The organism is Streptomyces sp. NPDC037054 (assembly GCF_055606745.1).
On the sequence record NZ_JBVJSJ010000002.1, the window covers coordinates 600,608 to 619,465 of the forward strand.

The following is an 18,858-nucleotide window of genomic DNA, read 5'->3' on the forward strand; positions in this document are numbered from 1 at the left end:
GGGCGTTTCCGCGTCCGGCGCGGGCGTCCCGCGCGCGCGAGCCGGCCGCGCCGCCGTCAGAGCCGGTCCGCGTCCGCCGTCGTGCGACCCAGGTAGGTGACCGGGCCCGGGTCCGGCACGGCGATCTCGTGGAAGCCCACGCGGTCGTAGAAGGCGCGGGCCTGGACGTTCGCCGTCGACATGCACAGGTGGACCGCCGGCACGCCCCTGTCCCGCAGGGCCGTCAGCAGGGCCCGCATCAGGGTGCGCCCGTGGCCGCGGCCCTGCCACTCGGGAAGCAGGTCGATGTGCAGGTGGGCCGGGTGGTCCGCCACCTCCGGCACGACCATCCGCTCCGGGTCGTGCAGCAGACCCAGCATCACCTCGTCCGGCGTGGCCGGCGGGCCGACCGGCGCCGGGTAGCGGTCCGCGACCAGCGGCAGCCACTTCGTGCGGAAGGCCGCCGCGAAGGCGGGGGTGTCCGCGGCGCCGATGACGTAGCCGACCGCCCGCCCGTGCCCGTCGTCCAGCACGAAGGCCAGCTCCGGCTCCAGATGCACGTACGGGGCCGCGAAGATCGCCGGGAGGATGCCGGGGTCCGCGTACACGGGGCGGGCGTCCTGGCCGTTGTGCGCGGTGCGGATGCAGATGTCGTCGAGGGCCGCCCGGTCCTCGGGGCGGTAGGGGCGTACGGCGGGAGACGTGGTCACCGCAGCATCCTGCCCGCCCTGGGAACGCGCCCACAAGGGGTCTTCCCGCTGCCCCGCCACCCTCCCACCGCCCGCGCCCCCGCTCGCGTCGCCCGTGCCGCCGGCCCACCGGCGCCCTCACCCCTCCGTCGGGTCCACCGTCGCCTGGTGGGCCTCGGCCAGGTGCTCCTCGGCCTTCAGCCACGGCAGGAACTGCGCGCCCCGGCGCCAGCCGCACGTGTCGCACCGGATCGTGCGCTGCACTCCCGTGCGCCGCACGTGCACCACGTGCTGTCGGCCGTGCTGGTCGAAGCGGCTCACCTTGCTCGTGTCGATCTGGGGCATGACGCCTCCGGCATCCGCGGACAAGGACGAGAAGGAGTGTGCCCCAAGACCGGCATCAGCAGGGCGGCGCCCTCCCACGGGGCGACCGACCCGGTCCGCGCGAGCACCCCGCGGCATGCGTGACAATGGGGTAATGCCCACGCCCACATCCCCGACGACCTCCACCCTCGGGATCGGCCCCCACCAGGTGCGGCCGCCCGTCGTGCTCGCGCCGATGGCCGGGATCACCAACGCGCCGTTCCGCACCCTGTGCAGGGAGTTCAGCGGCGGCAAGGGGCTGTTCGTCAGCGAGATGATCACGACCCGGGCACTGGTCGAGCGCAACGACAAGACCATGCAGCTGATCAGGTTCGACGAGACCGAGCGGCCCCGCTCGATCCAGCTGTACGGCGTCGACCCCGCGACCGTCGGCAAGGCCGTCCGCATGATCGCGGAGGAGGACCTCGCCGACCACATCGACCTGAACTTCGGCTGCCCCGTCCCGAAGGTCACCCGCAAGGGCGGCGGCTCCGCCCTGCCCTACAAGCGGAACCTGCTGCGGGCCATCCTGCGCGAGGCCGTCAGCGGCGCCGGCGACCTGCCGGTGACCATGAAGATGCGCAAGGGCATCGACGACGACCACATCACCTACCTCGACGCCGGCCGCATCGCCGTCGAGGAGGGCGTCACCGCCATCGCCCTGCACGGCCGCACCGCCGCCCAGCACTACGGCGGCACCGCCGACTGGGACGCCATCGCCCGCCTCAAGGAGCACGTCCCGGAGATCCCCGTGCTCGGCAACGGCGACATCTGGTCGGCCGAGGACGCCCTGCGGATGGTGCGCGAGACCGGCTGCGACGGCGTGGTCGTGGGCCGCGGCTGCCTGGGCCGGCCCTGGCTGTTCGCGGACCTCGTCGCCGCCTTCGAGGGCCGCACCGACGAACTCGCGCGGCCGTCGCTGCGGGAGGTCGCCGACGTGATGGTGCGGCACGCGACGCTGCTCGGCGAGTGGATCGGCGACGAGTCGAAGGGCGTCGTCGACTTCCGCAAGCACGTCGCCTGGTACCTGAAGGGCTTCGCCGTGGGCTCCGAGATGCGCAAGCGGCTCGCGATCACGTCGTCGCTGGCCGAACTGCGCGCCGGGCTCGACGAACTGGACCTCGACCAGCCCTGGCCGGCCGGCGCCGACGGGCCCCGCGGCCGTACCTCCGGCAACAACCGCGTGGTGCTGCCGGACGGCTGGCTCAAGGACCCGTACGACTGCGCGGGCGTCGGCGAGGACGCCGAACTGGACACCTCCGGCGGCTGACGGCCCGCCCCGTCGAGGGTTCGTCGGGTGGCGGACCCGGTGGGGGACGGGCCCGCCGGGGTTCCGTACGGCCGGCGGGCGTGCCGCGTTCAACGCGGCGCGAGAACGACCGGCGAACGCCGCGCCGGCCTCCCGCGCAGGAAACCCCGCCTACGCGCCGCCGACCGCCGTGAGCAGCGCCAACGGGGCCGCCGCCGAACGGGATTCGCGCTCGCACGCGTGCGGGTACGGCACCGGCTCCGGGTGCGTGTCCCGGCCGTATCCGGCGAGGACCTCCGGCAGCCGGTGGCCCGTGGCCCTCGCCGCGTCGACCAGGCCGTGCGCCACGGCCCGCGCCTCGTCGTGCAGGCCGTAGCGGGCCAGGCCCAGCGCGATCAGCGCGTTGTCGTGCGGCCACACCGAACCCCGGTGGTACGACAGCGGGTGGTACGCCGGCTGCCCGGCCGCCAGCGTCCGCACGCCCCAGCCGGAGAAGAAGTCCGGCTCCAGCAGCCGCCGGCCGACCAGCTCGCCGTGCTCCTTGTCCAGCAGCCCCGACCACAGCAGGTGCCCCGCGTCGGAGGCCAGCGCGTCCAGGCGGTTGCCCTCGCCGTCCAGCGCGAGCGCCGGGAAGTCCCGGTCCGGCATCCAGAAGTCCCGCTGGAAGCGGTCCCGCAGGTCGGCCGCCGCCTGCTCCAGCAGCGCCGCGTACACCTCGTCGTCCCACACCGCGCGCGCCAGCGACGCCGTGCGGCGCAGCGCGTCGTACGCGTAGCCCTGGGCGCCCGCCGCCATCACCGGGCCGGTGGGACGGTCGCCGTCGGCGGAGCAGATGGAGCCGGGGGAGTCCTTCCAGTTCTGGTTGGCGAGGCCGCCCCGGTCGGCGCGGTAGACGAGGTAGCCGCGCGAGGTGAGCCCGCCGTGGTCCAGCATCCAGCCGACGGCGGCCCGCGCGTGCGGTTCCAGGCGGCGGGCCAGGGCGGTGTCGCCGGTCGCCTCGACGTACGCGCCGAGCAGCACCAGGAACAGCGGCGTGGCGTCCACCGAGCCGTAGTACCGGCTGTACGGCACCTGCCCGAAGTGGGCCAGCTCGCCCTGCCGGACCTCGTGCACGATCTTGCCGGGCTGGGCGACCTCGTGGGCGACGCCCTCCGTGGCCTGCGTCGCGGCGAGCGCCGGGAGCGTGGCCGCCGCCAGCTGCGGGTGGTACGGCAGGGCGAACAGCGAGGTCAGCAGGGCGTCGCGGCCCAGCAGGGTGAGGAACCAGGGCGCGCCGCCGGCCGTGACCCGCAGCTCCTCCCCGTCGGGTCCGGCCGCCGGGACCTGGAGCGCGGCGAGGTCGGACAGGCCCCGGGCGCAGGCCGCGGCCAGCTCGGGCCACCCGGTCGGGAACGCCACGCCCCGCACGAACTCCTCCTCGCGGGCGAGGATCCGCTCGTGCACGGCGGACGGCGAGCGCGGCACCCTCAGGGCCCGCTTGTCGCCGTGCGGCCGGGCGATGACGCGCAGGATCAGCTCGGCGGTGCCGTGCGGCTCCAGGTCGACCGCCCACACCAGGCGGCGCGCCCCGGTGCCGGTCTCCTCCACGGCGTCCGGCGCCGGCTCGGAGGTCACCGTCGTACGGGACTGCCACGTGCCGCGCCGGTAGGTGAACTCGACCCCGTGGGGGAGGACCTGGCGGGTGCGGGTGGCGCCGGGCTTGGGGTAGGTGCGGTGGTCGGAGCGCAGTTCGAACTGGTCGGTGAAGTCGGCGTCGGCGGTGATCGCCAGGTGCGCCGTCGTGGGCACCGGACGGTTGCTGGTGACGCGCAGCGACTCGACGAACGAGCCGTCGGAGACGGCCTGTTCCCGGAACAGCGTGTAGGCGGGCGGCTCCTGGCGTCCGCCGCGCGGCACCATCACGCAGCGGGCGGTGTCCCCGCCGGTGACCGGGGTCAGCGTCTCGGGGACCGCCCCGTCGACGGTGAGCTGCCACCGGCTCAGGTGCCGCGCGTCGCGCGCGAACAGTCCGTCGGGGGAGCTGCCGTTGCGCACTCCGCTGATGTCGCCGCCGTCGCCCACAGCGGCGAACGTCCCGCCGTGCACGAGTAGATGATGCCGGTCCGTCATCCCCGGCCCCCTCCTTTGACTGCTGTTTCGCCGGTGCCGAGCGTGCCGGGCCTCAGGGGGCCGGCGGGTGTGTCGTGGATCAGGTCGGGCGTGAGCCCCGCGGGGGCCGGGTCGGCGGCCGGATCGCGGGCGATGCGCCCCGTGGTGGTGGGTGTGGTGCGGTCGGGGCGGGAAGATGGGGAAATGGTGTCGACGGAACGCGAGGGCGCGGCGGCTCGAACGGGGAGTCGGTTCCTGCGGTCCACGCGGAGCTCCCTGGAGACGTCTGGCCGACCGGTTCGGCAGTGGCTACCGTAGAGTTACGCCTATTTAACACGCAAAACCCAATATGTAATGCATGGTTGGGAAACACAAGGGGGTGCGCATGAACGGATCCGGAACGAAGGGCAGGGCCGGCAGATCGGGCGGCCAGCCGAGCGCCGGCGACCTGCTGGAACTGGTGCGCACCGGACGCGCCACCACCCGCGGCGCGCTCCAGCAGGTCACGGGGCTGTCCCGGGCCACCGTCGGCCAGCGCCTGGACCGGCTGTTCCGCGCCGGCTGGCTGCGCGAGGGCGCGGGCGGGCCGGTGGACTCGCCGCAGGGCGGGCGCCCCTCGATCACGCTGGAGTTCGACGACGGGCACGCCGTGGTCCTCGCCGCCGACCTCGACACCCGGCACGCCCGCGCGGCGGTGCTGTCCCTCGGCGGCGAACTGCTCGCCGAGCACTCCGGGGTGCTGGCCATCCAGGACGGTCCCGACGTCGTCCTCGGCGAACTCGGCCGCTGGTTCGCCGAGCTGCTGGTGAAGGCGGGCCGCGGCGCGGGCGAGGTCTGCGGCATCGGCCTCGCGGTGCCCGGCCCGGTCGACAGCGAGACCGGCCGCGTCGTGCAGCCGCCGATCATGCCCGGCTGGGACGGCTACGACATACGGGGCCGCCTCGCCGCCGCCTTCACGGAACACACCGGCGCGGGCCCCGTGCCGGTGCTCGTGGACAACGACGCGAACCTCATGGCGTACGGCGAGCAGCGCACCGGACACCCGGACTGCTCGGCGTTCGTGCTGGTGAAGGTCTCCACCGGCATCGGCGCCGGTGTCGTCGTGGGCGGCTCGATCTACCGCGGCACGGACGGCGGCGCCGGGGACATCGGGCACATCCGCGTCCCGGAGGCCGCCGAGGCGCTGTGCCGGTGCGGGTCCTACGGCTGTCTGGCCGCCCTCGCCAGCGGTGGCGCCGTCGCGCGGCGGCTGGCCGAGGTCGGGGTGCCGGCGGCGTCCGGCTCGGACGTCCGGGACCTGCTGGCGTCCGGCCACCCGGAGGCTGTCGGGCTGGCACGGGAGGCCGGGCGGCAGGTCGGGGACGTGCTGGCGACGGTCGTGACGCTGCTCAACCCCGGGGTGCTGATGATCGCGGGGGATCTGGCCGGAACACCCTTCGTGACGGGCGTGCGGGAACTGCTCTACCAGCGGGCGCTGCCCCGCTCCACCGCTCATCTGGAGGTCGTCACCTCGCACCTGGGGGAGCGGGCCGGTCTGGTGGGCGCCGGGGCGCTGGTCGTGGAGCACCTGTACGCGCCGGAGCGGGTGGAGGAGCGCCTGGTGGAGCTCGGGGTGTGACTCCCGGATCCGGGGGTGTGACGGGCGGGTTTCCGTTCCGTACCGGCGTCCGGGAGGGCGTCCGGATGGTGAAATTCCGGTGGCTGTGGCAGCGTGATTCTCGCCACCCTTGATAAGGGTTGCGCTCAGATGAGCGGATCTTGAGCGGCTGCACTTCTCCAAGGGGTGGCACTGAGTGCCACCCCTTGATCGTTCATCGATCGAAATCAGACGTGCTGAGAGCCGCTCATTCGAGCGCCACCTGTGGTCTACGGGCGTTGATGCGTTCAAGAAGTGAAAACATCCGCCGGCGACGGCTTGCCAAGCTTTGACTTTCGATCCGCTGGCGGACGAGTGGTTACAGGCTCATGACGGGCAAGTGGACGTACCCAGGTGCCTTCGATCTGGGTACATTCCCCGACGTCAGGGCAGCCACCGCGTCCTCGAGGAGTCGAGACCCGTGTCGGAAAACAAAGATCCCCATGGAACTCAGCCGGGCCAGAGCGTTGAGGGCGTGAAGTTCGTTTACGACTTCACCGAGGGCAACAAGGACCTCAAGGACCTTCTGGGCGGCAAGGGGGCGAACCTCGCCGAGATGACCAACCTCGGTCTCCCCGTGCCACCCGGCTTCACCATCACCACCGAGGCCTGCAAGACCTACCTCGACAGTGGCGAGGAGCCGGCGGCACTGCGTGACGAGGTGAGTGCGCACCTCGACGCCCTCGAAGCCACGATGGGCAAGAAGCTCGGCCAGGCCGACGACCCCCTGCTGGTCTCCGTGCGCTCGGGCGCCAAGTTCTCCATGCCCGGCATGATGGACACCGTCCTCAACATCGGCCTCTCCGACAAGTCGGTGCAGGGCCTGGCCAAGCAGGCCGGCGACGACCGCTTCGCGTGGGACTCCTACCGCCGCCTCATCCAGATGTTCGGCAAGACCGTCCTCGGCGTCGACGGCGACCTCTTCGAGGACGCCCTGGAGGCGGCCAAGGCGGCCAAGAAGGTCACGGTCGACACCGAGCTGGAGGCCGCCGACCTCAAGAAGCTCGTCACCCGCTTCAAGAAGATCGTCAAGACCGAGACGGGCCGCGACTTCCCGCAGGACCCGCGCGAGCAGATGGATCTCGCCATCCGCGCGGTCTTCGACTCCTGGAACGGCGAGCGCGCCAAGCTCTACCGCCGCCAGGAGCGCATCCCGCACGACCTCGGCACCGCCGTCAACGTGTGCTCCATGGTCTTCGGCAACCTCGGCCCGGACTCCGGCACCGGCGTCGCCTTCACCCGCGACCCCGCCTCCGGCCACCAGGGCGTCTACGGCGACTACCTCCAGAACGCCCAGGGCGAGGACGTCGTCGCGGGCATCCGCAACACCGTGCCGCTCGCGGAGCTGGAGAGGATCGACAAGAAGTCGTACGACCAGCTCATGCAGATCATGGAGACCCTGGAGAACCACTACAAGGATCTCTGCGACATCGAGTTCACCATCGAGCGCGGCCAGCTCTGGATGCTCCAGACCCGCGTCGGCAAGCGCACCGCCGGTGCCGCGTTCCGCATCGCCACGCAGCTCGTGGACCAGGGCCTGATCGACGAGGCCGAGGCCCTCACCCGCGTCAACGGCGCCCAGCTCGCGCAGCTGATGTTCCCGCGCTTCGACGAGAACGCCAAGGTCGCCCAGGTCGGCCGGGGCATCGCGGCGTCGCCGGGCGCGGCCGTCGGCAAGGCCGTCTTCGACTCGTACACCGCCGTCAAGTGGTCCCGGTCCGGCGAGAAGGTCATCCTGATCCGCCGCGAGACCAACCCCGACGACCTCGACGGCATGATCGCGGCCGAGGGCATCCTGACCTCCCGCGGCGGCAAGACCTCCCACGCGGCCGTCGTCGCGCGCGGCATGGGCAAGACCTGTGTCTGCGGCGCCGAGGAACTCGAGGTCGACACCAAGCGCCGCCGGATGACCGTACCGGGCGGGCACGTCGTCGAAGAGGGCGACGTCATCTCCATCGACGGCTCGACCGGCAAGGTCTACCTCGGCGAGGTGCCGGTGGTCCCCTCCCCGGTCGTCGAGTACTTCGAGGGCCGGATGCACCCGGGCGCCGACGACGCCGACGAACTCGTCGAGGCCGTGCACCGGATGATGTCCTTCGCCGACCGCAAGCGCCGCCTGCGGGTGCGCGCCAACGCGGACAACGCGGAAGACGCGCTGCGCGCCCGGCGGTTCGGCGCCCAGGGCATCGGCCTGTGCCGCACCGAGCACATGTTCCTCGGCGACCGCCGCGAGCTGGTCGAGCGCCTGATCCTGGCCGACACGGAGGCCGAGCGCGAGGAGTCCCTCAAGGAGCTCCTGCCCCTGCAGAAGCAGGACTTCGTCCAGCTCTTCGAGTCGATGGACGGCCTCCCGGTCACCGTCCGCCTCCTCGACCCGCCGCTGCACGAGTTCCTGCCCGACATCACGGAGCTGTCGGTCCGTGTCGCCCTGGCCGAGTCCCGCCAGGAGCCGCACGAGAACGAGCTGCGCCTGCTCCAGGCCGTGCACCGCCTGCACGAGCAGAACCCGATGCTGGGCCTGCGCGGCGTGCGCCTCGGCCTGGTCATCCCCGGCCTGTTCACCATGCAGGTCCGGGCGATCGCCGAGGCCGCGGCGGAACGCAAGGGCGCGAAGGGCGACCCGCGCGCGGAGATCATGATCCCGCTCGTCGGCACCGTCCAGGAGCTGGAGATCGTCCGCGAGGAGGCCGACCGGGTCATCGCCGAGGTCCAGGAGGCCACCGGCACCGAGCTGAAGCTGTCGATCGGCACGATGATCGAGCTGCCGCGCGCCGCCCTGACCGCCGGTCAGATCGCCGAGGCCGCGGAGTTCTTCTCCTTCGGCACGAACGACCTCACCCAGACCGTGTGGGGCTTCAGCCGGGACGACGTGGAGGCCTCCTTCTTCACGGCGTACCTGGAGAAGGGCATCTTCGGCGTCTCCCCGTTCGAGACGATCGACAAGGACGGCGTGGGCTCCCTGGTGAAGTCGGCGGCGAAGGCGGGCCGCGAGACGCGTCCCGACCTGAAGCTCGGCGTCTGCGGCGAGCACGGCGGCGACCCGGAGTCGGTCCACTTCTTCCACGAGGTCGGCCTCGACTACGTCTCCTGCTCCCCGTTCCGCATCCCGGTCGCCCGCCTGGAGGCCGGCCGTGCGGCGGTCACGTCGAAGGGCAGCGACCACCGGTAGTCGCGACCGGAGAACGCCGGAACCGCCGCCCGTCACCCTGACGACCCTCACCGACGGGGCGGCGGGTTCCGGACCGCGGAAGGAGGACGGCACCCTGTGCGGGGGTGCCGTCCTCCTCCGTTCACGCGCGGGTCCACGCGCGGGGCGGCCGGTAATGTTCGGCGCCGGAGACTTTGCGCCACCATGGCCGGACAGCGGGGGAGAGCAGCAGTGTCAGCAGGCATGCGCAGGAGCGGTATCAGGCCGTTGAGCAGCATGGGCGGATACGCCGTCGACACCGGCCGGCTCGTGCGGCGGACGCTCGCCGTGCTGGTCTTCGGGTGGGGCGCGGCGGCGGTCACCGCGGGGGTGTCCTACCTCGCCCTGCGCTGGGTGGCCGTCCCGATCGGCGTCGGGGTCCTGCTGTGCCTGGCGTTCGCCGTGCTGCTGGCGCTGCTGCACCGCGCCGCGTGGATCGCCCTGCTGTCCTTCGTGCCCGGCGTGTTCATCCTGGTCGGCGCCGTGCAGTACGCGCCCGAGGCGGCGCTTCAGGCGCGGGGCGTGCGCGAGAGCGTCGTGATCGTGGCCGACAGTGCCGAGGAGACGGGCGGCAAGAACCACCGGTACACGCTGCGCACCGCCGACGGCGAGGAACTGCCGGAGAAGTTCACCTACAACGGCGACGCCTGGGCGCCCGAGGTCGGCGACCGGCTCGATGTCGTCCTCGACCCGGAGGGCGTCGTGCCGATGGAGGAGGCCGACGAGGTGGACCCGGCCGGGCGGCTCCAGGGACTGATCGCCGGCGTCGTGACGTGGACGCTCCTGACGCTGCTCGCGGGGCGGCGCGGATACGTGCGCCGCCGCAAGGGCAAGGAGGACTCCCTGCTGCTGTCCCTCTGACGCGGACCTCATGTCACGGGGCGGCACGCGGTGGCACGGGCGTTACGGGCGGTACGGAGTGGCAGGGGGTGGCGCGACGGGCGGGGCGGCCACCGGTGGGTGATGCCGCCCCGCCCCTGCCTCGCCCCGCCGTCGCCGCGTCAGACCCGGAACGGGCCCTTCACCTCGTACGTGATGCCGCCCGACGAGGTGCCCGTCGTGCCGCGCTGGCTGGAGAAGTACAGGCGGGTGCCGTCCGGGGAGAACGCCGGGCCCGTGATCTCCGAGGACGACTGGTTGTCGACGCGCAGGAACGGCGCCACCACGTCGTCCGGCGTGATCACGCAGATCTCCATGGTGCCGCCGTCCTCCGCGACGAACAGGTCGCCGGACGAGGAGCCCGTGACGTTGTCCACGCCGGTCAGCGGGGCCGTGCCGGACACCAGGGAGTCGTCGTAGGCGAGTTCGATCGTCTGGGCCGCGGCGTTGTACTGCCAGACCCGGCCGTCGCCCTTGGTGGTGAACCAGCAGGTGTCGTTCGCGTAGTAGCAGCCCTCGCCGCCGTTGAACCGCTTGGCGCCGGACACCTGGCCGCGGGTGGCGGTGGCGCCGGTCGGGTCCGGGACGCGGGCCCAGGTCACCGGGCCGCTCGTGCCGGTGCCCGCCACCATGACCTCCAGGGTGCCGGAGGACAGGTCGCCCCACGTGGTCGGCCGGAAGCGGTAGAAGCAGCCGTCCGACACGTCCTCCGTCATGTAGACGACCCGGCGCACCGGGTCGGCCGCCGCCGCCTCGTGCTTGAAGCGGCCCATCGCGTCGCGCCGCACGGCCGCCTTCACGCCCCACGGGTCGGTCTCGTAGACGTAGCCGCGGTCCACCTCCTCGCAGGACAGCCAGGTGTTCCACGGGGTCGTGCCGCCCGCGCAGTTCTGCCGCGTGCCGGACAGGACGCGGTACGCCGACGTGATCGTGCCGGTCGAGGAGAACTTCAGCGCGCTCGCGCCGCCCGACGGGGTGATCTCGGAGTTGGACACGTAGATCCAGCCGCTGCCGTCGGCGTAACAGGCGCCGCCGTCCGGGGCGTTGTGCCAGGTGTACGACGTGCCGGTGACCGTCCGGCCGGACCGGGCGACGACCCGGCTGGTGAAGCCGCTGGGGAGCCGGATGCCGTTGGCGTCGGGCGCGCCCAGCGGGCCGTAGGGACCGGCGCCGGGCTGGGCCGGCGCGGCGTACGCGGCGCCGCGCCACAGGGTCCCGCCGAGGGCGGCGGACGAACCGCCGAGGACTGCTGCACGCAGGAGGGTACGACGTTCCACTGCTGCTCCAAGGTGCCGTGACCGCCCCGCCGCCGGTCGGCGTCGGGGTCGTGCGCTGACGGACGCTAAGGGCGCAGGGTGGACGTGTCATGTACGGGTCGTGACGGGGGTGTACGGCCGAGTGACAAGCCCTCACGGACACGTGGTGACGAGCCCTCAAGAGAGTTTTCGACAGGCCGGTGGGGCCGCCCCGTGCGACGGGCGGCCCCACCGGCTCGGTGTACGGCTACGAGGCGCGCACCTCGTACGTCGCCACCCGCACCCCGTCCTCGTCCAGGCACTGGCCGGACTCCAGGTCGAAGCGCTGCTTCAGCAGCGGCGAGGCGACGAACGGGCGGCCCCGGTGGGTGCCGGTCAGGCCGCGGGACAGAACGGTCGCGCCGGTGAACGGGTCGCGGTTGTCGATCGCGTAGAGCTTGCCGGCCCGGTCGGTGAAGAGGGCCGCCTGGCGCCCGTCGGGCAGCAGGGCCGCCACACCGCGGCCGGGGAGCAGCGTGCCGAGGTCGCAGACGGTGAACCAGTCGTCGGTCCCGTCCGTCAGCCGCAGCTGGACCTTCAGCCCGGTCGTCTCGAGTGCCAGAGTCATCGCTGGGCGCTTCCTTCCAGGGCGGATTCCGTGGATTCCGTCGGTCGCATGCCGATGGTCAGCAGCGGCAGGTCGGGCTTGATCTGGTCGCGCTCGGGGACGAACGCGACGACCGGGTCGGGCGTGTCGGGCGCGTTCACGAAGGACACGAACCGGGCCAGCTTCTCGGGGTCGTTGATGGTCTCGGCCCACTCGTCGCGGTAGTGCGCGATGTGGGCCCGCATCAGGGACTCCAGCTCGTCGCAGATGCCGAGCGAGTCGTGCACGACGACGTCCCGTACGTGGTCCAGGCCGCCCGGGATCCGCTCCAGCCAGGTCGACGTGCGCTCCAGGCGGTCGGCGGTGCGGATGTAGAACATCAGGAACCGGTCGATGAGGCGGACCAGTTCGGCGTCGGAGAGGTCCTGCGCGAGGAGGTCCGCGTGGCGCGGGGTGGCGCCGCCGTTGCCGCCGACGTACAGGTTCCAGCCGTTGGCGGTGGCGATCACGCCGAAGTCCTTCGACTGGGCCTCCGCGCACTCGCGCTGGCAGCCGGAGACCGCCGACTTCAGCTTGTGCGGGGAGCGCAGGCCCCGGTAGCGCAGCTCCAGGTCGATGGCCATGCGGACCGAGTCCTGGACGCCGTAGCGGCACCAGGTCTGCCCCACGCAGGACTTCACGGTGCGCAGCGACTTGCCGTACGCGTGCCCGGACTCGAAGCCGGCGTCGACCAGGCGGGCCCAGATCAGCGGGAGTTGCTCCACCCGCGCGCCGAACATGTCGATGCGCTGACCGCCGGTGATCTTCGTGTAGAGGCCGAAGTCGCGGGCGATCTCGCCGATCACGATCAGCTTCTCCGGGGCGATCTCACCGCCGGGGATGCGCGGCACGACCGAATAGGAGCCGTTCTTCTGGAGGTTGGCCAGGAAGTGGTCGTTGGTGTCCTGGAGGGCGGCCTGCTCGCCGTCGAGGACGTAGCCGCTCGCGCCGATCGCCGGAGCGAGGGAGGCGATGATCGAGCCGACCGTCGGCTTGCAGATCTCGCAGCCGTCGCCGCCCCGGGCCTCCTCCCGGCCGTGCCGGTCCAGCAGCTCCTGGTAGGAGCCGACGCGCAGGGCGAGGACGATCTCGTACAGCTCCTCGCGGGTCTGCGAGAAGCAGCCGCACAGGCCCTTGTCGACCTCGACGCCGCTCGCCTCCAGCTCCGCCGTGACGAGCTGGCCGAGGACCTTCACGCAGGAGCCGCAGCCCGTGCCGGCCTTGGTGCACTTCTTCACCTCGGGCACCGTGGTGCACTGGTGGTCGGTGACCGCGCCGCGGATGGTGCCCTTGCTGACGTTGTGGCAGGAGCAGATGATCGCGTCGTCCGGCAGCGCGGACGGGCCGAGCTGTGCCGGGGCCCCGGCACCGGCCGGCAGCACCAGCGACTCCGGCGAGACCGGCGGCACCGAGCCGGTGAACGCGCGCAGCGTGCCGTACGCCTCGGCGTCGCCGACCAGGATGCCGCCGAGCAGCGTGCCGTCCCGGCCGATGACCAGCTTCTTGTAGAGGCCCGCGCGGGAGTCGGAGTAGACGACGTCCAGGCAGTCCTCGGCGGTGCCGTGCGCGTCGCCGAAGGACGCCACGTCGACGCCGAGCAGCTTCAGCTTGGTGGACAGGTCGGCGCCGGTGAACGCGGCCTCGTCGTCGGCGATGGTCGCCGCCGCCGTCTCGGCCTGCTCGTAGCCGGGCGCGACCAGGCCGTACACCCGGCCGTCGGCGGCCAGCGCGCACTCGCCGATCGCGAAGACGTGCGGGTCGGACACCGTGCGGCACTGCTCGTCGACCGCGATGCCGCCGCGCTCGCCGACCGTCAGGCCGCAGTCGCGGGCCAGCTGGTCGCGGGGGCGCACACCGGCGGAGAACACCACCATGTCGGTGGCGAGTTCGGAGCCGTCGGACAGCTTCATGCCGGTGACCGCGCCGTCCTCGCCGACCACGATCTCCTGCGTGCCGACGCCCGTATGGACGGACAGGCCCATGTCCTCGATGGTGCGCAGCAGCGCCGCGCCGCCGCCCTCGTCCACCTGCACGGGCATCAGCCGGGGCGCGAACTCCACGATGTGGGAGGTCAGTCCGAGGCCCTTGAGCGCGCCCGCCGCCTCCAGGCCGAGCAGACCGCCGCCGACGACGGCACCGGTCGTCGCGGTCTTGGCGTACTCCTCGATGGCGAGGAGGTCCTCGATGGTGCGGTACACGAAGCAGCCCGTGGCGTCCTTGTTCGGGACGGGCGGCACGAACGGGTAGGAGCCGGTGGCCAGCACGAGCACGTCGTAGTCGACGACGAGCCCGGAGCGGGCCGTCACCCGCCGCGCCTCGCGGTCGACGCTCTCCGCCGGGTCCCCGACGCGCAGTTCGATGCCGTGCTCGGCGATGAACGCCATGTCCGTCATCGACAGGTCGTCGGGCGTCTTCCCCGAGAAGTACGAGGTGAGCTGCACACGGTCGTACGCCGGCCGCGGCTCCTCGCACAGCACGACCACGCGGTGCGTGGCGGTCAGGCCGCGCTCGGCGAGCGCTTCGAGGAAGCGCTGGCCGACCATGCCGTGGCCGACGAGCACGATCGTGGGGGCAGTCCCCTGGGTGGCGGTCATCAGGAGCCTCCGTCGTTGGTGAGCAGGTGGAGCAGGGGACCGCCGGCCGAGGGGAGCGGCTCTGCTCCCTCCCAGGCGCGCGCGAGCGCGCCGACGGTGCCGAGTTCGCCGACGAGGACCCCGCCGACCAGGCGGTCGTCGCGGACGACGACCTTGCGGTAGGTGCCGCGGGTGGCGTCGGCGAGCTGCACGACGTCGTCGCCGGGGCGGGGCTCCGTCTCGCCGAACGCGGCGAGGTCGAAGGCGGTCTGCCCGGAGAGCGTGAGCCGGGTCAGGGAGCGGGTGCCGGTGTAGCGGGCGGTGCCGTCCCCGGCGAGCACCTCGGCCAGGGCGTCGGCCTGCTCCAGGGCCGGGGCGGCCAGCCCGTACACCGTGCCGTCGTGCTGGGCGCAGTCGCCCACGGCGTGGATGTGCGGGTCGGAGGTGCGCAGTTCGTCGTCCACGATCACGCCCTTGTGGACGGCGAGGCCGGCGTCGCGGGCGAGGCCCACGCGCGGGTGGACGCCGCAGGCCAGGACGACGAGGTCGGCGTCGAGGGCGTAGCCGTCGGCCATCTCCACGGAGCGGACGGCGCCGCCGACGCAGCGCACGTCGCGCACCCGGCACTCGGTGTGGACCTCGACGCCGAGGTCCAGCAGGTGCCGGTGGACGAGCCGGGAGGCGTTCGGGTCGAGCTGGCGCTCCATGAGCCGCTCGGACTGCTGGGCCAGCACGACCTGCGCGCCGCGCACGGCGAGGGCGCGGGCCGCGGAGACCCCGAGGAGCCCGCCGCCGATGACGACGGCGTGGACGCCGGGCCGGACGGCCTTCGACAGGCCGAGGCAGTCGTCCATGGTGCGGAACGCGTGCACGCCCTCGGGCAGTTCGTGGTCCTCGGTGAACAGCCCGCGCAGCGGCGGCAGCTTCGGGTTGGAGCCGGTGGCCAGCACGAGCTTGTCGTACGCGATCGCCGAGCCGTCGGCGCAGCTCAGGGTCCGCGCCGCGCGGTCGATGCCGGTGACCCGGGCGCGGGTCAGCTCCGCGGGCGTCGGCAGGGCGATCACCTCGGGGCTGTACCGCCCGGCCAGCACCTCGGCGAGCAGCACCCGGTTGTACGGCCGGTGCTCCTCCTCGCCGATCAGCAGCGCGGGCGTGCCGAGCTCACCGAGCCGCCGGGCGAGCCGTACGCCCGCGAGCCCGGCGCCGATCACCACCACACGCGTATTCGAGGTCATGTCCAGGAGCGTGCGGTGCGGGTGTTTCCCGGCAGCATCGCAACTGTTTCTCGCGCGGAACGCTGCCCTCAGCGACGACACGGGCCGCATGTGAGGCTCCGTGCCCCGGCCCCGGGCCCTGTGTGAGACGGGCCCCGGTGCCGGACACCGCCCCGGGACGACCTCGGGGCCGGGCGGGGTGGGGAAGGGCGGGACAGGGCGGGACAGGGCGGGACAGGGCGGGACAGGGCGGGGGACATCGTCTACGACTGGCTGGGGTGAGGGTGACGGCCGCCCGGAGTCGGGAGCGCCTTCCGGCTGGGCGGGGGCGACGGGCGGCCGGAATCGGGGGCGCGACTGGGGCGGGATAGGGTCGCGATCATGCCCGACATATCCCTGACCATGGTCGTCGTCCTGTGCGTGGCCGCGCTCGCGGCCGGCTGGATCGACGCCGTGGTGGGCGGCGGCGGCCTGCTGCTGTTGCCGGCGCTGCTGCTCGGACTGCCCGCGAACACCCCGGCCGCCTACGCGCTCGGCACCAACAAGGCGGTCGCCATCGTCGGCACGACGGGCGCGGCCGTGACGTACGCCCGCAAGACGCGGGTGGACGTGCGCACCGCCGTGCGGATCGGCCTGGCCGCCCTCGCCGGGTCCTCGGCGGGCGCGTTCTTCGCGGCCGGGATGAGCACCGAGGTCCTCAAGCCGGTGATCATGGTGGTGCTGCTGGCCGTCGCCGCCTTCGTGATCCTCAAGCCCGCCTTCGGCACCGCGCCCGCCCCCGGCCCGGCGGGCCCGCGCCGCGTCCTCGCCGCGATCGGCCTGGCGGGCCTCGGCATCGGCTTCTACGACGGCCTGGTCGGCCCCGGCACCGGAACGTTCCTGGTCCTCGCCCTCACGGCCCTGCTCCACCTCGACCTGGTCGCCGCCTCCGCCACCGCCAAGATCGTCAACTGCTGCACCAACGCCGGCGCGCTCGCCACGTTCGCCTGGCAGGGCACGGTGCTGTGGCAACTGGCCGCGCTGATGGCCGTCTTCAACCTCGCGGGCGGCACCCTCGGCGCCCGCACCGCCCTGAAACAGGGCAGCGGCTTCGTCCGCGCCGTCCTGCTCACGGTGGTCTTCGCCCTGGTGGCGAAGCTGGCGTACGAGCAGTGGGTGGCGTGAGACTCCCGCACGGGGCGAACGCCCAGAGTGTGACTCCTGGGGCCGTGCGCTGTAGGGCCAAGGCGCCCCGTCTCCGTCAGACCGACAGGGGCACGCTGGTCCAGATCGCGCAGGCGCTCAACGTTCTGCAGATCGAAGGCCCCGCCTTGGGGCGCCCTCTCGTTGACCGGATCAACGGCTCGGCTCTGCCGAACCTCAAGGAATTACGGCCTGGCTCGTGCGGACCGAGTGAGGTGAGATTGTTGTTCGTGTTCGATCCCGAGCGGAACGCTGTGGTCCTGGTCGGCGGCGACAAGGCCGGTAACTGGTCCGGGTGGTACCGGACGGCGATCAAGGAAGCGGAAGAGGCGTACGGGGCGTACAGAGAGGAGTCATGAGCGTGAAGAAGCAGAGCACTGCGAACGCCGTCGACTGGGACGACCTCAAAGAGGAGTTCGACTTCTCCCCGGAGGAGGAGAAGGAGATCGAACATGGCACTGCCGTGCTCCTGTCCGAAGTGCGCGCCTACCGCCTCGCCGAGGTCCGCAAGCGCCAGCACATGACGCAGACAGCGGTGGCCAAGATCCTCGGCGTCACTCAGGGGCGCGTCTCGGCCATCGAGAAGGGCGCGCTCAGTCGCTCCGAGGTCGACACGCTGGCCGCCTACGTCGAAGCCCTCGGTGGAAAGCTCAAGCTCGTGGCCGACTTCGGCGACGAATCGCTTGTGCTGGGGTAAGGCAAAGCACTGTCGGGCGCGTGACGGGCCGGAGCCAGGGCCCCGGCCCGCCGGCGGCCGGCCCGGTCAGCCGGCGACCAGCGCCCGCCATGTGTCCGGTCCCACGATGCCGTCCACCGTCAGGCCGTGGGACTGCTGGAAGCCGCGGGTCGCGGCGGCCGTGGCCGAGCCGAAGACGCCGTCGGCGGTGAGGCTGTTGCCCTGGGCGTTGAGCTGGAGCTGCGCGGCGCGCACCGCGTCCCCGGTGGAGCCCTCCTTCACGGTGCTGATCAGGGCGGACCACGTCCGCGCCCCGATCACGCCGTCCACCGTGAGGCCCCTGGCCTGCTGGAAGGCCCGGACCTTGGCGTCGGTGTCGGTGCCGAAGACGCCGTCCGCGGTGAGGCTGTAGCCGCGGCTGCCGAGCAGGTACTGGGCGGTCTTGACGTCCGTGCCGCTCTCGCCCTTGCTGAGGGTCGGCCACGTGCCGGTGGACGGCGGCGGGGTGGTGCCGTCGTCGGCGATGTTCACGGGACGGTACGGCTTGTACTCGCTTCCGGCGCTCAGGCCGTAGCTCAGCGTGCGGTGGGTGGTGCCGTAGGTGCCGCGCTGCTCGTACGCCCAGTACGACGTGCGCGAGGAGTCCGTCCACTTCTCGAAGATGACGACGTGACGGGTGGTGTTGGTGCCGTCGGCGTCGATGAGCAGGTCGCCGGGCTGGAGGCTGCCCAGGGTGATCGGCGTCGTCAGGCTCCGGTCGCCCGCCAGGCCGACGGTGTTGGGGCCCGGCTTCCACAGGCCGAGCGTCATCGAGACGTAGCCCGAGCAGTCCTGCCGGTAGCCGTCGGACCACACCCTGGTCTGGCTGTACGGCACCGGGCCGCCGTTGTTGGCCGTGAGCCAGGTCGCCGCGCGGCGCAGCACCTCGGCCCGGGTGACGGTCGGGGCGGCGGCGGTGCCGACACGGGCGGAGTGCTGGGCGGTGGTCTGGGCGACGGTCTGTGCGGTCGTCCGGTCGGCGGGCGCGGCGGACGCCGTCTGGCCGACCAGCAGACCGCCGAGCCCGAGGGCCGCGGCCGAAGCCACGGCGACGGCGACGGTGGCCTTGCGTGTGGTGCGGGAGTGCCTGGACATCGGTCCTCCTGGTGGGGGCAGGGAGTGTGTCGTGAGCTCCTCGACCATCATGACCCGTACATGACATTCAGTCGTTCACGTCGCCCATGACAGTTGCGCTACATCCTCGCCCTCCACGGAACCTCCAT

At 72.6% G+C, this 18,858-nt stretch carries 15 protein-coding genes; 7 read left to right on the forward strand and 8 right to left on the reverse strand.

The features are described from left to right. Positions 1–56 precede the first annotated feature (56 nt). Positions 57–689, reverse strand: coding sequence for a GNAT family N-acetyltransferase (locus tag ACZ7D7_RS07635; RefSeq protein ID WP_470823019.1), 633 nt, complete (start codon positions 687–689; stop codon positions 57–59). Between the two features lie 117 nt (positions 690–806). Next, the gene (locus ACZ7D7_RS07640) at positions 807–1,013 is read right to left on the reverse strand and encodes a hypothetical protein (protein ID WP_470823020.1); all 207 of its coding nucleotides are present in this window, start codon (positions 1,011–1,013) and stop codon (positions 807–809) included. A gap of 133 nt (positions 1,014–1,146) precedes the next feature. Here ACZ7D7_RS07640 and dusB point away from each other — a divergent pair, with 133 nt between their 5' ends. Beyond that, on the forward strand, positions 1,147–2,301 hold the full coding sequence (gene dusB, locus ACZ7D7_RS07645) for a tRNA dihydrouridine synthase DusB (protein ID WP_470823021.1): 1,155 nt from the start codon (positions 1,147–1,149) through the stop codon (positions 2,299–2,301). Between the two features lie 150 nt (positions 2,302–2,451). On the opposite strand, the gene ACZ7D7_RS07650 is transcribed toward dusB, so the two are convergent. Further along, positions 2,452–4,389 (reverse strand): amylo-alpha-1,6-glucosidase, encoded by a 1,938-nt coding sequence (locus ACZ7D7_RS07650; protein ID WP_470823022.1) that lies wholly within the window; start codon positions 4,387–4,389, stop codon positions 2,452–2,454. A 364-nt stretch (positions 4,390–4,753) separates the two neighbouring features. On the opposite strand from ACZ7D7_RS07650, the gene ACZ7D7_RS07655 reads away from it, so the two are divergent. The 3 genes from ACZ7D7_RS07655 to ACZ7D7_RS07665 all read left to right on the forward strand — a co-directional run bounded on the left by ACZ7D7_RS07655 (position 4,754) and on the right by ACZ7D7_RS07665 (position 10,052). Next, entirely contained in the window at positions 4,754–5,986 is a 1,233-nt protein-coding gene (locus tag ACZ7D7_RS07655) for an ROK family transcriptional regulator (protein WP_470823023.1), read from the forward strand. Positions 5,987–6,425: 439 nt separating this feature from the next. Then, entirely contained in the window at positions 6,426–9,173 is a 2,748-nt protein-coding gene (gene ppdK / locus ACZ7D7_RS07660) for a pyruvate, phosphate dikinase (RefSeq protein WP_470823024.1), read from the forward strand. Positions 9,174–9,395: 222 nt separating this feature from the next. Further along, positions 9,396–10,052 carry a hypothetical protein gene (locus tag ACZ7D7_RS07665; protein WP_470823025.1) on the forward strand — a complete coding sequence of 219 codons (657 nt, stop codon included), beginning with the start codon at positions 9,396–9,398 and terminating at the stop codon, positions 10,050–10,052. Between the two features lie 140 nt (positions 10,053–10,192). On the opposite strand, the gene ACZ7D7_RS07670 is transcribed toward ACZ7D7_RS07665, so the two are convergent. From ACZ7D7_RS07670 to ACZ7D7_RS07685, 4 genes are all read right to left on the reverse strand, one after another. After that, complete coding sequence (locus tag ACZ7D7_RS07670; protein WP_470823026.1) at positions 10,193–11,347, reverse strand: alkaline phosphatase PhoX; 1,155 nt, start codon at positions 11,345–11,347, stop codon at positions 10,193–10,195. Between the two features lie 226 nt (positions 11,348–11,573). After that, positions 11,574–11,933 carry a nitrite reductase small subunit NirD gene (gene nirD / locus ACZ7D7_RS07675; RefSeq protein WP_470823027.1) on the reverse strand — a complete coding sequence of 120 codons (360 nt, stop codon included), beginning with the start codon at positions 11,931–11,933 and terminating at the stop codon, positions 11,574–11,576. Then, entirely contained in the window at positions 11,930–14,545 is a 2,616-nt protein-coding gene (nirB, locus tag ACZ7D7_RS07680) for a nitrite reductase large subunit NirB (RefSeq protein WP_470823028.1), read from the reverse strand. Before nirB ends, nirD begins: the two co-directional genes overlap by 4 nt. Further along, a complete protein-coding gene (locus ACZ7D7_RS07685) occupies positions 14,545–15,759 on the reverse strand; it encodes an NAD(P)/FAD-dependent oxidoreductase (RefSeq protein ID WP_470823029.1) in 1,215 nt (404 codons plus the stop codon). Before ACZ7D7_RS07685 ends, nirB begins: the two co-directional genes overlap by 1 nt. Positions 15,760–16,119: 360 nt before the next feature. On the opposite strand from ACZ7D7_RS07685, the gene ACZ7D7_RS07690 reads away from it, so the two are divergent. The 3 genes from ACZ7D7_RS07690 to ACZ7D7_RS07700 are packed head-to-tail and all read left to right on the forward strand — an operon-like array spanning position 16,120 to position 17,617. Further along, the gene (locus tag ACZ7D7_RS07690; RefSeq protein WP_470823030.1) at positions 16,120–16,902 is read left to right on the forward strand and encodes a sulfite exporter TauE/SafE family protein; all 783 of its coding nucleotides are present in this window, start codon (positions 16,120–16,122) and stop codon (positions 16,900–16,902) included. 29 nt (positions 16,903–16,931) lie between these two features. Continuing rightward, the gene (locus ACZ7D7_RS07695; protein WP_470823214.1) at positions 16,932–17,279 is read left to right on the forward strand and encodes a type II toxin-antitoxin system RelE/ParE family toxin; all 348 of its coding nucleotides are present in this window, start codon (positions 16,932–16,934) and stop codon (positions 17,277–17,279) included. Further along, complete coding sequence (locus ACZ7D7_RS07700; RefSeq protein ID WP_470823031.1) at positions 17,276–17,617, forward strand: XRE family transcriptional regulator; 342 nt, start codon at positions 17,276–17,278, stop codon at positions 17,615–17,617. Before ACZ7D7_RS07695 ends, ACZ7D7_RS07700 begins: the two co-directional genes overlap by 4 nt. Positions 17,618–17,683: 66 nt before the next feature. Here the strand turns inward: ACZ7D7_RS07700 and ACZ7D7_RS07705 are convergent, their stop codons facing one another. Next, entirely contained in the window at positions 17,684–18,730 is a 1,047-nt protein-coding gene (locus ACZ7D7_RS07705) for a peptidoglycan-binding domain-containing protein (RefSeq protein WP_470823032.1), read from the reverse strand. Positions 18,731–18,858 lie beyond the last annotated feature (128 nt).